The 13,096-nt window shown below is 74.0% G+C and carries 13 protein-coding genes; 8 read left to right on the plus strand and 5 right to left on the minus strand.

All coding sequences use genetic code 11. The features are described from left to right. Positions 1-162: 162 nt before the first annotated feature. Both ACZ4FH_RS09190 and ACZ4FH_RS09195 read left to right on the plus strand, forming a co-directional pair. Entirely contained in the window at positions 163-1,791 is a 1,629-nt protein-coding gene (locus ACZ4FH_RS09190; protein ID WP_467303439.1) for a cellulase family glycosylhydrolase, read from the plus strand. 191 nt (positions 1,792-1,982) lie between these two features. After that, positions 1,983-2,975, plus strand: coding sequence for an alpha/beta fold hydrolase (locus tag ACZ4FH_RS09195; RefSeq protein WP_467303441.1), 993 nt, complete (start codon positions 1,983-1,985; stop codon positions 2,973-2,975). A 125-nt stretch (positions 2,976-3,100) separates the two neighbouring features. On the opposite strand, the gene ACZ4FH_RS09200 is transcribed toward ACZ4FH_RS09195, so the two are convergent. Next, on the minus strand, positions 3,101-3,481 hold the full coding sequence (locus tag ACZ4FH_RS09200; RefSeq protein ID WP_467303442.1) for a hypothetical protein: 381 nt from the start codon (positions 3,479-3,481) through the stop codon (positions 3,101-3,103). 165 nt (positions 3,482-3,646) lie between these two features. Beyond that, entirely contained in the window at positions 3,647-4,324 is a 678-nt protein-coding gene (locus ACZ4FH_RS09205; protein ID WP_467303555.1) for a TetR family transcriptional regulator, read from the minus strand. A gap of 61 nt (positions 4,325-4,385) precedes the next feature. On the opposite strand from ACZ4FH_RS09205, the gene ACZ4FH_RS09210 reads away from it, so the two are divergent. The 4 genes from ACZ4FH_RS09210 to ACZ4FH_RS09225 all read left to right on the plus strand — a co-directional run bounded on the left by ACZ4FH_RS09210 (position 4,386) and on the right by ACZ4FH_RS09225 (position 7,507). Continuing rightward, positions 4,386-5,372: an oxidoreductase gene (locus tag ACZ4FH_RS09210; protein ID WP_467303443.1), complete on the plus strand. Its 987-nt coding sequence runs from the start codon at positions 4,386-4,388 to the stop codon at positions 5,370-5,372. Between the two features lie 298 nt (positions 5,373-5,670). Next, on the plus strand, positions 5,671-6,018 hold the full coding sequence (locus tag ACZ4FH_RS09215) for a hypothetical protein (protein ID WP_467303444.1): 348 nt from the start codon (positions 5,671-5,673) through the stop codon (positions 6,016-6,018). Positions 6,019-6,156: 138 nt separating this feature from the next. Beyond that, the gene (locus ACZ4FH_RS09220; RefSeq protein WP_467303445.1) at positions 6,157-7,053 is read left to right on the plus strand and encodes a Vgb family protein; all 897 of its coding nucleotides are present in this window, start codon (positions 6,157-6,159) and stop codon (positions 7,051-7,053) included. Positions 7,054-7,159: 106 nt separating this feature from the next. Then, the gene (locus ACZ4FH_RS09225; protein ID WP_467303446.1) at positions 7,160-7,507 is read left to right on the plus strand and encodes a YciI family protein; all 348 of its coding nucleotides are present in this window, start codon (positions 7,160-7,162) and stop codon (positions 7,505-7,507) included. Between the two features lie 61 nt (positions 7,508-7,568). On the opposite strand, the gene ACZ4FH_RS09230 is transcribed toward ACZ4FH_RS09225, so the two are convergent. Beyond that, positions 7,569-8,147, minus strand: a complete 579-nt coding sequence (locus tag ACZ4FH_RS09230; protein WP_383640722.1) for a TetR/AcrR family transcriptional regulator — start codon at positions 8,145-8,147, stop codon at positions 7,569-7,571. Next, on the minus strand, positions 8,144-9,664 hold the full coding sequence (locus ACZ4FH_RS09235; RefSeq protein WP_467303447.1) for an MFS transporter: 1,521 nt from the start codon (positions 9,662-9,664) through the stop codon (positions 8,144-8,146). The genes ACZ4FH_RS09230 and ACZ4FH_RS09235 overlap by 4 nt, the downstream gene beginning before the upstream one ends. 192 nt (positions 9,665-9,856) lie before the next feature. Here ACZ4FH_RS09235 and ACZ4FH_RS09240 point away from each other — a divergent pair, with 192 nt between their 5' ends. Then, positions 9,857-10,159: a hypothetical protein gene (locus ACZ4FH_RS09240; protein ID WP_467303449.1), complete on the plus strand. Its 303-nt coding sequence runs from the start codon at positions 9,857-9,859 to the stop codon at positions 10,157-10,159. A gap of 114 nt (positions 10,160-10,273) precedes the next feature. Here the strand turns inward: ACZ4FH_RS09240 and ACZ4FH_RS09245 are convergent, their stop codons facing one another. Then, entirely contained in the window at positions 10,274-11,653 is a 1,380-nt protein-coding gene (locus ACZ4FH_RS09245; RefSeq protein WP_467303450.1) for a DUF445 domain-containing protein, read from the minus strand. 161 nt (positions 11,654-11,814) lie between these two features. Here ACZ4FH_RS09245 and ACZ4FH_RS09250 point away from each other — a divergent pair, with 161 nt between their 5' ends. Next, positions 11,815-13,059: an SGNH/GDSL hydrolase family protein gene (locus ACZ4FH_RS09250; protein ID WP_467303452.1), complete on the plus strand. Its 1,245-nt coding sequence runs from the start codon at positions 11,815-11,817 to the stop codon at positions 13,057-13,059. The last annotated feature ends 37 nt before the right edge of the window (positions 13,060-13,096 follow it).

The following is a 13,096-nucleotide window of genomic DNA, read 5'->3' on the forward strand; positions in this document are numbered from 1 at the left end:
CTGAATGGCTTCATGGAGGCGCACCGGGTGGGAGCGCTCCCACTTGGTGGTCCGCACTCTCCTCCTCCCCCATCTGGAGCCGCAGTGAGTACAGCGAGAGGCACGACGAGAGGTACAGCCGGGCGCACAGGGAAGAGCCCTTACGCCGTTATTCTTACCGTTTTGGCCACTCTGCTCGGGGTGTTCGCGCTGGGCGGGCTCGCGCCGGCGCAGGCCGCGTCGGCGCAGGTCGCGGGGGCCGAAAGGGGTGCGGCCGCCGGGGCGGGGCTGCATATCAGTGACGGGCGGCTGGTCGAGGGCAACGGGAACGACTTCGTGATGCGCGGGGTGAATCACGCGCACACGTGGTACCCGGGCGAGACGCAGTCGCTGGCCGACATCAAGGCGACCGGGGCGAACACGGTCCGGGTCGTGTTGTCGGATGGGTTCCGCTGGAGCAAGAACGGGCCCGACGACGTGGCGGCGGTGATCGCGCAGTGCAAGGCGAACCGGCTGATCTGCGTACTGGAGGTGCACGACACCACCGGGTACGGGGAGGACTCCGCCGCCGGGACGCTGGATCACGCGGCGGACTACTGGATCGGGCTGAAGGACGTCCTGGCCGGCCAGGAGGACTACGTCATCATCAACATCGGCAACGAGCCCTGGGGGAACACCGACCCGGCCGGCTGGACGGCGCCCACGACGGCGGCGATCAAGAAGCTGCGGGCGGCCGGGTTCGCGCACACGATCATGGTGGACGCGCCCAACTGGGGGCAGGACTGGCAGAACGTGATGCGGGACAACGCGCAGGCGGTGTACGACGCGGACACGACGGGCAACTTGATCTTCTCGATCCACATGTACAGCGTCTACAACACCGCGCAGAAGGTCACCGACTACCTGAACACGTTCGTGGACGCCGGACTGCCGCTGGTGATCGGTGAGTTCGGCGGGCCGGCCGACCAGTACGGCGACCCGGACGAGGACACGATGATGGCCGAGGCCGAGCGCCTGCAGCTCGGCTGGATCGCCTGGTCCTGGAGCGGCAACACCGACCCGATCCTCGACCTGACCATCGGCTTCGACCCGGCGCAGCTCAGCTCCTGGGGCGAGCGCATCTTCCACGGCGCCAACGGCATCGCCCAGACCTCCCGGGAGGCCACGGTCTACGGCGGCACCTCCGCCGACACCGAGGCCCCGACCGCCCCGGGCACCCCGGCCGCCTCCTCCGTCACCGACACCTCGGCCGCGCTGACCTGGGCCGCGTCCTCCGACAACGTTGCCGTCACCGGCTACGACGTCGTCCGGATCAGCGGGACGACGGAGACCGTCGTCGCCTCCTCCACCACCCCCGGCGTCACGGTCACGGGTCTCACCGCGGACACCGCCTACACCTTCGCGGTGTACGCCCGTGACGCGGCCGGAAACCGTTCGGCGCGCTCGGCCACGGTGAACGTCACCACCGACGAGGGTTCCACCGCACCGGGCGGCAGCTGCTCCGTCGGGTACAAGGTCGTCGGCGAGTGGCAGGGCGGGTTCCAGGGTGAGATCACCATCCGCAACACCGGCACCACCGCCATCGACGGCTGGACGCTCGGCTTCTCCTTCGCCAACGGGCAGACCGTCACCAACATGTGGGGCGGCACCCCGACCCAGAGCGGTGGCACGGTGAGCGTCGCCCCGGCCTCGTACACCTCCACCATCGCCGCCAACGGCACGGTCACCGTCGGCTTCACCGGCAGCCAGAACGGCACCAACGCCGAGCCGACCGCCTTCACCCTCAGCGGGGCGGCCTGCACCGTCGCGTAACGCACCACCCGCACCACCCGTACGACGGTCTCCATCCGCACCACCTCGCCGCCCGGGGCACCCCGCCCCGGGCGGCGCGCGTGCGTCGCCGTGTCCGCCGCCCCCTCCCCTCGGCCGCCCGGCCGGTCTCTGATGTGCTGTGGGCCGGGCGCGCCGGGAGGGCGTACGGGACGAGAGGCGGGGCGGGGCGGATGAGCGGTACGGGGCGGGAGCCCATGGCGGCCTGGCAGGAGCGGGTGGTCGTGCGGGGCGGGGTGCGGCTGGTCTGCCGGGATTCCGGTGGTACGGGCCCCGCCGTCCTGCTGCTGCACGGGCTGGCGGGGCACTCCGGCGAGTGGGAGGCGCTGGCGCGGCTGTTGGGCCGGGTCCGGGGAGTGCCGCCCTACGACGCCGGCCGGACGGGGCTCTCCGGACGCGACACCGTGCCGGGGCGGCGTCGGATCGTCGCCCTCGACCAGCGGGGGCACGGGGCGAGCGAGCGACGTCCCGGGGACGTCTCGCGGGCGGCGTACGTGGCCGATGTCGTCGCGGTGATCGAGGAGTTGGGGCTGGACCGGCCCGTGGTCGTCGGTCAGTCGATGGGCGGGCACACCGCACTGCTGACCGCCGCCGCGCATCCGGAGCACGTCGGCGCGCTGGTCCTCGTCGAGGCCGCCGCGGGCCGCACCGATCCGGCGACGCCGCGGGAGATCGGGGAGTGGCTGGACACGTGGCCGAAGCCCTTTCCCTCGTACGAGGACGCCGTGCGGTTCCATGGCGGCGGGGCGCTCGGGGAGGGCTGGGCGGCGGGTCTGGAGGAGCGGGACGGAGGGTGGTGGCCGCGCTTCGACCGGGACGTCATGGTCGCGTCGATCGCCGGACTCACCCGGCGGGCCGTCTGGGAGGAGTGGGAGGCGGTCCGCTGCCCGGCGCTCCTCGTCCTCGGGCAGTCCGGCATCATCCCGCCCGCCGCCGCCGACGCCATGCGCGGCCGCCGGCCGCAGACCCTGGCCGCCTGCGTCCCCGGGGCCGGCCACGATGTGCATCTGGAGCGGCCCGAGGCGCTGTACGCGGTGATCGAGGCGTTCCTCGACGGAGCCGGCACGGACGGCGTGGACGCCGTGGACGGCGCGGACGGCGCGGACGGCACGGACGGCACGGACGGCACGGACGGCGTGGACGGCGTGGACGGCGCGGACGGCTGACCGGGTGCGCGGCGGCGGTGCACTCCGCCGCGCACCCGCGCAGAGCCGCCGCACGGCTACTGCGGGCTGCGGTGCATTCCGCCACGCACCCGCACGGCCGTCGTACGTCCCCGGCGGGGCCGCCGTCAGCAGCGCGGCAGGCCCGGCGCCGGGTCCACGCTGGTGAAGACGCGGGCAGCGGCGATGTAGCCGTAGGCCCCCTTGTCGTCGCCGTTCGTGTAGTACCAGACGTTGTTGCCGCCGCTGTGCTGCTCCCCGCGGACGTAGCACTTGAACCAGCTGTACGAGGTGCGCAGGGTGTCGACCACCTTGATGTTGCCGCACTCGGGCCCGGACTCCACGCACGGGTGGTTGAGCAGCCCCGTGGGCGCGTAGTTCCCGCAGTACATGCCCGAGCTGCCGCCGCTGCAGCTGGCGGCCTGGGCCGAGGGCGCCCCGGCGACGAGCGTTCCGGCGATCAGCGCGGCGCCTGCCGTGAGCTGGGCGAACTTCTGGATCCTGCGCATGGATTCTCCCCGTTCGGTCGCGTGATGCCGGTGTCGGTGGTGCGGGCGACGGCCGGCGGACGGCTCCCACTGTGGAGGGTGTCCGGGGTGCGGGCGCGGTCCTTCGACGAGGAAGCAATGCGAACGGAGAGCCTCCGGGGCGCGGGGCGGGGGCGCGGGCCCGGCTCAGGCGCGCGCCCCGGACTCCGCGTCCAGGGCCGGTGCGATCACCGCGAAGGCGCGGTCGAGCAGGGCGTCCGGGGCGGGAGCCCTATCAAGAACCACGCCCTCACCCGCGCTCCAGCGGTGCAGGACGGCGTCGAAGGCGTTCAGCGCCATGCCGGCGGCCATCCGGGGGTAGAAGCCGGCGTCGGCATCGGCATCGGCATCGGCATCGGCGTCGAGGCCCAGCCGCTCCGCGAGTTCGGCGGCCAGGTCCTCGCGCCACTGCGCCTGGCGTTCGAGGAAGCGTGCGTGGAGGGCGGGCGTACGGAGGATGAGCCGGACGACGCGGAGCGCGCGTTCGCCGTGGTCGGCGCATTCTCCGAGGGGCACCCATACCGCGTGGCGCAGGGCGGTGGAGGGGGGTTCCTCCGGGGGGCGGGCGGCGAGTTCGGCGCGGATGCCGGTGCCCATGTCGGCGAGGAACTGGACGACCACGTCTTCCTTGGACGCGAAGTAGCGGAAGAACGTCCGCTTGGAGACGCCTGCGGCGGTCGCGATCTCGTCGATGGTGACCGCGTCGAACCCCTTGCGGGCCAGCAGTTGCAGGGCCGACTCGGTCAGCTCACCGGCCACCAGCTGCCGTTTGCGCTGGGCCAGGGTCAGGTCGGGTCGGCTGCTCACTCCGTCAGGGTACTCCATGCCCTTGATGTCACTCAGTGACATGTTGACACTTGATGACACCTGGAGCAGTCTGTGCCGCATGAGTGAGCAGCAGCGGCAGCAGCAGCAACAACGGAGACCGCGACAGCGACAGCAACAGCGCCCGCCCTGGACCGCCGAGCGAATACCGGACCAGAGCGGGCGCGTCCTCGTCGTCACGGGGGCGAGCAGCGGCCTCGGCCTGGCCACCGCCAGGGCGTTCGCCCGCCGGGGCGGGCAGGTGGTCATGGCCGTGCGGGACGAGGGCCGGGGGCGCGCGGCCGCCGCCGGGATCACCGCCGCGCAGCCGGACGCGCGGCTCGACGTCCGCGTACTGGATCTGGCCGACCTCGACTCCGTACGGGCGTTCGCCGGCCGGCTGTGCGCCGACCATCCCCGGCTGGACGTGCTCGTCAACAACGCCGGGGTGATGGCCCCGCCCCGCACCCTCGGTCCGCAGGGGCACGAGATCCAGTTCGCGACGAACCATCTGGGGCACTTCGCCCTGACCGGGCTGCTGCTCGGCCCGCTGGCCAAGGGTGCCGACCCCCGGGTGGTGACGGTGACGTCGGCCAACCACCGCAAGGCCCGCTTCTTCTTCGACGACCTCACGGGCGCACGCCGGTACTCCCCGATGGGCTACTACAACCAGTCGAAGCTGGCCAACGCCGTGTTCGGGCACGAGCTGCACCGGCGGCTGACCGCCGCCGGAAGTCCGGTGCGCAGTCTGCTCGCCCATCCCGGGTACGCCGCCACCGGCCTCCAGCACGACGGGCCGGTGGCCCCGGTGCGGCTGCTGTTCGGCCGGCTCCTCGCGCCGCTCGCGCAGAGCCCGGAGCACGGCGCCCTGCCGCAGCTGTACGCGGCGACCGAACCGGGCCTGGAGGGCGGCGCGTTCATCGGCCCGGACGGGAGGGGCGAGCTGCGGGGCGCGCCGACCCGTGTGGAGCTGTCCGCCGGGGCGGCCGACCCCGGGACCGGGCGGCGGCTGTGGGAGCTGTCGGAGCGGGCCACGGTGGTGCGGTACGCCCTTCCGGCGACCGCTTGAGGCAGTGAACGGCGCCGCTTTCGGGCCGAGTTCGACACGGGAGCACTTGCGGGGACGGGCGCGGGTGCGGCGCGGCCACGGGCCGACGGCGGGACCGGGCCGCGCACGGGACCGGGCCCGGCGGACCCGGCGTGACCCACATGGCCCACGGTGGGCGGCACCCTCGTTCCCGTACGGGTGAGAGCTTCCCACGTGCGGGTGAACGCGTGCGTCCCGGCGGCCGGCGGGGGGCCAGACTCGGCGGCGTAACGATCTTGCTCACCCCGCTGGGGCCGAACCCTCAAGGAGCTTTCCCACCATGCGACTTCGCACCACCGTCGCCGCCGCCCTCGGCGCGCTCGCACTCGTCGTCACCCTGCCCGGCTCGGCCAGCGCCGCCCAGGGCGACTTCACCTACACGTACACCGCGCAGGACGGCAGCCGGCAGCAGACCGGGCTGATCAACCCGCCGAGCCGTCAGTGCATCACGCTGCCCGGCGCGGCCGACCCGGGCCGCACGCTCCCGGCCGACACCCCGTGGAACAACACCGACGCCACCGCCACGGTCTTCACCGGCCCGGACTGCGACGGCGACTACTTCACCCTGCGGCCCGACGGCGGCCACGCCTCCAGCCGGCTCAAGCTCCGGTCGGTCGTCTTCAGCTGAGACCGGCCCTCGCGACGGCCGTGAACCCCCGTATGAACGGTCATTGCGGTAAAGGGTGTTGATCACGGAGGGGGCGGACCGCATGCTGGTGCACGACCGGCGGCGCGTCCGCCCCGTCCAGTGTCTGGAGCCACAGCAGTGACGACGTCCCCCACCGTCGAGGAGTACGCGGTCTGTGACCGTGACAGCGGTCCGTACGCGATCACCACCGGGCCGGACGGGGCGCTGTGGTTCACCCTGGTGCACAGCGGCGGGATCGGACGGCTCGTCCCGGGCGGGGAACCGGTGGTCCACCGGCTGGACCCGGACTCGGGCCCGACGGTCATCTGCGCCGGACCCGACGGCGCCCTGTGGTTCACCGAGTACCGGGCGCACCGCATCGGCCGGATCACGGTCGCCGGGGAGATCACCGCGTACGCGCTGCCGTCCGACGGATGCGGGCCCTTCGGGATCGCCCCCGGGCCGGACGGGGCGCTCTGGTACACCGGGACCGCCGCCGATCTCATCGGACGGATCACCGTCGACGGCGAGGTCACCGAGTACCCGCTGCCCTCTTCCGGCGCGTTCCCCTCCGCCATCACCGCCGCCGGGGACGCCATGTGGTTCACGATGAACCAGGCCGGTTCCCTCGGCCGCATCGGCATGGACGGCGGCATCACGGTCCACCCGCTGCCCACCGAGGCGGCCGGTCCCGTGGGCATCGCGGCGGGCCCCGACGGCAGCGTCTGGTTCACCGAGATCGCCGCCGGGCGCATCGGCCACCGCTCCCCCGACGGCCGTGTCACCGAGCATCCGCTGCCCGACCCCGCCGCCCGGCCGCACGCCGTGACCGTCGACGCCGACGGCACCGCGTGGTTCACCGAGTGGGGCGGCAACCGCGTCGGCTCGATCACCCCGGACGCCCGGCTCACCGGATACGACCTGCCCACCCCCGCCTCCGAACCGCACGGCATCACCGTCGGACCGGACGGCGCCCTGTGGACGGCCCTGGAGACGGGTTTCCTGGCCCGCGTCGATCCGGGGCACGGGGTCTGAGCCCGCCGGATCCGGCTCCCCCGCCCCTCCCCCCCTGCCCCCTCCCCCTCTGCCCCTCCCCTTTGATGTCCCACCCATGTCCCATCCACCGAACAAGGGAACACCCATGAAGTACGCCCTCGTCGTCTTCGAGACCGATGCCTCGCGCGCGCTGATCCAGGCCGACCGGGACGCCTACCGGGCGTCGTACGAGACCTGGATCGGCGAACTCGCCGCCGCCGGCAAGCTGGCGGGCGGCGACGCCCTGGACACCGAGGGGCGGGGTGCGGTCACCGTGCGCAAGGCGGCGGACGGGTCCGCGACCGTGGCCGACGGGCCGGTGCACGGCGGGGAGGAGAGCCTGGGCGGCTGGTTCGTCCTGGAGGTGGCCGACCACGACGAGGCCGTCCGGATCGCGCGGGGCTTCCCGACGCCCGAGGCGCTGGAGCTGCGCCCGGTCCTCGAATCCGCCTGATCCGGCCCGCCCGCGCCGCGACGGCACCCGGCCGGACGGCGCCCATCCGGCCGGCCGCGCCTCAGCCGGTGATCAGCTTCTGGAGCGCCGGGGCGTAGAGGTCGGCGATGTGCTCCGGAGTGGCGCGGGCGCCCGCGCCCTCGCGGTGGAGGCTGAGCGTGGCACCGAGGCCCAGCAGATGACCGGCCAGCAGCTCGGCGCGCAGCGCGCGTTCGGCGCCGGGGAGTCGGGCGGTCAGGGCGTCGGTGACCTGTTCGTGGAACCGGTCGCGCAGCAGCGAGCGTTCGTCCTGGTTGCCCAGCGAGAAGACGACGCGCAGCAGCGGGTCCGAGTTGAGGGCGCGTCGGCGGGTGACCAGGGTGACGACCATGTGGCGGCCGAGCCGGTCCAGCGGGGCGTCGAGGAGTTCGGCGGCGGCCGGGCCGAAGTCGGCCACCGTGTTGAACAGCTCCTCCTTGCGGCCGAAGTGCTTGACCACGAGGGACGGGCTGACCCCGGCGTCGGCGGCGATCTTCCGGATGGTCACCTCGGCGTACGGGCGCTGGGTGAAGGCCCGGCGCGCGGCGCGCAGGATCGCGTCCCTGCCGCTGGCCGGCCCGTCGGTGACGGGGGCCGCCGCGATGGCCCGGCCACCGGTCATGACGCACTCTCCTGAATTCCGGCCGTCCGCGCACCCCCCTCGTGGGTGTCCGCGGTCCCTCGGCTCTCCTCGACCGTACCCGCAGCACCGGCGGCGGGCGTGCGGCCGGGCAGGAACAGGGTGACGGCGAGGGCCGCCAGGGCCGCTCCGGCCGCGATGACGAAGACCAGCTGGTAGGCGTGGAGCGTCGGGGCGGTCCGGCCGCCCGCCCGGAACGTGATGTTGGCCAGGACGGCGGCGACCGTCGCGCTGCAGAAGGCCTGTCCGATGGAGCGCATCAGGGTGTTGAGTCCGTTGGCGGCGCCGGTCTCGCTGACCGGGACGCCGCGCATCACGAGCGCGGGCAGCGCCGAGTAGGCGATGGCGGTGCCGGAGGCGACGACCGTGGCACCCGCGATGATCAGCCACAGGCTGTGGCTGGTGAAGTAGCGCACCCCGTAGCCGGCGGCGATGACCGCGGTGGCCAGGGCCAGGCTGGTCTTCGGGCCGTGCTTGGCGGAGATCCGCGCCGATACGGGCGAGAGCGCCACCATGGCCACCCCGCCGGGCAGCAGGCAGAGTCCGCTGACGACGAGCGAGGCGCCGAGCCCGTAGCCGGTGGCCTTCGGTTCCTGCACCATCTGGGCGGTGACCAGGGAGTTCGCGTAGAAGGCGAAGCCGACGAGCAGTGCGGCGATGTTGGTGAGGAGGACGGCGGGGCGGGCCGATACCCGCAGGTCGACCATGGGCGTGGCGACGCGGAGTTCGTACGCGCCCCAGAGCAGGGCGATCACCACGGCGGCGACGAGCAGACCGACCGTACGGGCCGAACCCCAGCCCCAGTCGGCGCCCTGGGTGACGGCGAGCAGCAGACAGACGAGGGCCGCCGACAGTCCGAGCGCGCCGAGGGCGTCGAAGCGGCCCCGGCTGCGCAGCGGGGACTCCGGTACGCACAGCAGCACCAGCACGATGTCGAGGAGGCCGATGGCTCCGGAGACCCAGAACATCGTGTGCCACTCGAAGTGTTCGATGACGAGCGCGGCGACGGGCAGGCCGACCGCGGCGCCGATGCCGAGGGTGGAGCTCATCAGGGCGACGGCGGACAGGACGCGCTCGGGCGGCAGTTCGTCGCGCAGGATGCTGATGCCCAGCGGGACGACGGCGATGGCCGCGCCCTGGAGCGCCCGGCCGGTGATCAGGACGCCGATGTGGGAGCTGACCGCGCAGAGCACCGAGCCGACGACCAGGACGGCGAGCGAGGCGACCAGCACCCGGCGCTTGCCGTACATGTCGCCGACCCGGCCGAGGACCGGGGTGAACACCGCGCCGGTCAGCAGGGTGACGGTGACGAGCCAGCTCGCGGCGGCCGGGGTGGCGCCGGTCAGCGCGGGGATGTGCGGGAGCAGCGGGACGACGATCGTCTGCATGACCGCGACGACCACGCCGCAGAAGGCCAGGACGCCGACGGCGAAGCGGGGGTGCGGGGCCTGGGCGGCGGGGGTCGCGGGGGCTGCGGGGACCGGTATGTCCGCGGGCATGGTTCTCCGTTGCGTGCTCGGCGGCGGCGCCCCCGGGCCGGGGGTGCACATCTGTTCACCCCCAGGGTAAACGCTTGTGCACCCCCGCCGCGACGGGTTCCCCCGGTCCGGGCATTAGCCTCGGAGACCGGAGCCGGTACGGGCGTGGGCCCGGGGTCCGGCGATGTCTACGGGAAGGCTGAGGTGGCGGCGATGGCGAAGGTTCCGGCAGCGGCGGTGGCGGCGGGCGGACTGGTCGGCGGCTACGCCCTCGCGCGGTGGACCGGCAAGCGGCCGCTGGGCGGCGTCGCCCTCGCCGCGGCGGGCGGCGCGGCGGCGTACGAGTGGAACCGGCAGGCCGGACCGCGGGCGGCGACCGCGCTGACGACGGCCTATGTGGCCGCCTTCGCCGGTTCGCACCCGCTGGCGAAGAAGCTGGGCGCCTGGCCGGCGGTCTTCACCGTCGCGGGCACGGTCGCCGCCGCGTCCTGGGCGGTCACCCGCCGGGCCGCCTGAGCACACGCCCGCACACGCACACGCACCGGCGCCGCTCCCGCGAGACGGGGGCGGCGCCGGTGTCCGTACGGACTGGGGGCGGGCGGCGGCGGTGCGTTCGTATACGTGGCTCCGCTACGCGCCGAACGCCCGGGACACCGAATAGATCAGCAGCCCCGCCAGGGCGCCCACCACCGTGCCGTTGATGCGGATGAACTGCAGGTCGCGGCCGATGTGGGCCTCGATCTTCTTCGAGGTCTGGTCGGCGTCCCAGCCGGCCACGGTGTCGCTGATCAGCGAGGTGATCTCCGTCCGGTACGTGGTCACGACATACACCGCCGCGTCCTCCAGCCAGCCCTCCAGCTTCGCCTGGAGGCGGCCGTCCGTGGCCAGCCGGGAACCGAGGGCCATCAGGGAGGCACGCGCCCGCAGCCGCAGCTCGCTGCGCTCGTCCTCGGCCGCCGCGATCATCATCTGCCGGACCGAGGACCAGGCCGAGGCGATGACGTCCTGGACCTCGCCGCGCCCCAGGATCTCCGACTTCAGCCGCTCCACCCGGGCCCGGGTCTCGGTGTCCCCCTGGAGATCGGCGGCGAAGTCCCGCAGGAACGTGTCGATGGAGCCGCGCGCCGGATGCCCCGGCATGTCCCGCATCTCCGTGACGAACCGCAGCAGCTCCTTGTAGACCCGCTCACCGACCCGCCGGTCGACGAAGCGCGGGGTCCAGCCCGGGGCGCCGCCCTGCACCGCGTCCATCACCGAGTCGCCGTGCAGCACCAGCCAGTCGTGCGCCCGTGCGCAGACCAGGTCCACCACCTTGCGGTGGCCGCCGTCCGCGACGACCTTCTCCAGCATCTTGCCGAGGCCGGGGCCGACCTCCGCCGCGTTCGCCCGACGGGTGATCGCCTCGCCCACCACGGCCTGCACGTCCGAGTCGCGCAGCACGGTCAGCGCGCCGCGCAGCGCCGTCGCCAGCTCGGCCGTCACCCGGTCCGCGTGGGCGGGCTCCGCCAGCCAGGCGCCGACCCGGCCGCCGACGGCCAGCGCGTGGATCCGGTCGCGCACCACCGTTCCGGAGAGAAAGTTCTCCCCGACGAAGGAACCGAGGGAGGCCCCGAGCTGGTCCTTCTTGGTGGGAATGATGGCGGTGTGCGGAATCGGCAGACCGAGCGGACGCTTGAAGAGGGCCGTGACGGCGAACCAGTCGGCCAGCGCACCCACCATGCCCGCCTCGGCGGCCGCGGCGACGAAGCCCGGCCAGCCGCCCACCCCCGCGTTCCCCGCCCAGGTGGCGAGGGCGTACACCAGCGCGACCAGCAGAAGGAGGCCGGTGGCCGTGGTCTTCATCCGGCGTACGCCACGACGCTTCTCCTCGTCCGCCGCCGTGTACGCGAACGAGGCGAGCGGGCCCGCCGCCCGGCCCGGACCCCGACCGGGGCCGGGCGGATGCGCGCCCGCGCCCGCCGCGTCCATGTCCGCGCCGGTGTCGTGGCCGGCGCCCTCGATCCGTTTCATCCCGTCCATCCGCTCCACCCGTCCGCGTCCATGGCGTCCCCGGCGCCCGGTACGCATTGTCCCTGTCTGATCTACTCCCGGGCCGCACGTCGGGTTCCCCGCGCGCTGCCGCATCATGGGAGCCGCCCCCCACCCCGCACGACCGAGGAGACACACCGCCCATGCCCAGGCGCCACGGGTACGCCCTGTTCATCGCCCTGGTGGCCGGCGTCGCCGTGCTCACCGCCGCGATGGCCTTCGCGGGCTCGCTGCTGTTCACCGGAGCCCGCGCCAAGGCGGCCGCCGCCCCCGGACCGCAGGGCGCCGCCCGGACCCCCGCCGCGCCCGCCGGCGCCACCGGCCTCTGGCTCGCCACCTGGACCGCCGCCCCCGTCCAGGGCGTGCCCGACCCGGACGCGGGCACCGATCTCCGGCTGCGCACCGTCCGCAACGTCGTGCACACCAGCGTCGGCGGCGACGCGGCCCGCGTCACCCTGTCCAATCTCTTCGGCACCCGTCCGCTGCTCGTGGACCGGGTGACGGTCGACGGCCGCCCGGTCACGTTCCGCGGCGCGCCCTCCGTGACCGTCGCGGCGGGCGGGCAGTCGGTCAGCGACGCCGTCGCCGTGCGGGTCGCCGCCGACGCCGACCTCGTCGTCGCCCTGCGCACCCCCACCGCCCGGGGCCCGGTCACCGTGCACCCCAACAGCCACCAGACGTCCACGACCGAACTGCCGGAGGCGGGCAGGCCCACCACGGACTGGCGCTACCTCACCGCCGTGGACGTCCGCACCGAGGCCGCCACCGGGGCCGTCGTCGCGTTCGGCGACTCGCTCACCGCGGGCAGCGGCTCCACCACGGACACCAACAGCCGCTGGCCCGACGTCCTCGCCGACCGGCTGCACGGCCGGTACGCGGTGGTGAACCAGGGCATCGCCGGCAACCGGCTGCTGCGCGACGGCAGCGGGCCGCGCGCCCTGGACCGCTTCGACCGCGACGTCCTCGGCGTCACCGGGGCCAGGACCGTCGTCATCGCCCTCGGCATCAACGACGTCCAGGCCTCCCCGCAGGAGACCGACCCCGCCCGCATCACCGACGCCCTGCGCACCCTGACCCGGCGCGCCCACGCCCGCGGCCTCGACGTCGTCGGCGCGACGCTCATGCCGTACGAGGGGCACCGCAACTGGACCCCCGCCCGCGACGCGGTGCGGATGCGGGTCAACGAGACGATCCGGGCCGGCGGGGTCTTCGACCGGTTCCTCGACTTCGACCGGGCCGTCCGCGATCCGGAGGCCCCCCAGCGGCTCCGCCCCGCCTACGACTCCGGCGACCATCTGCACCTGAACGACTCCGGCTACCGGGTCCTCGGCTCCCTGCCCGACGTGGCCGCGCTGCTGCGCCCCGGCCCGGCCACCGACGCCCTGTGAACGGCCGGGCGGGCCAAGACGCCGTGAACGTGAACCG

It is taken from the genome of Streptomyces sp. NPDC024555 (assembly GCF_055559335.1).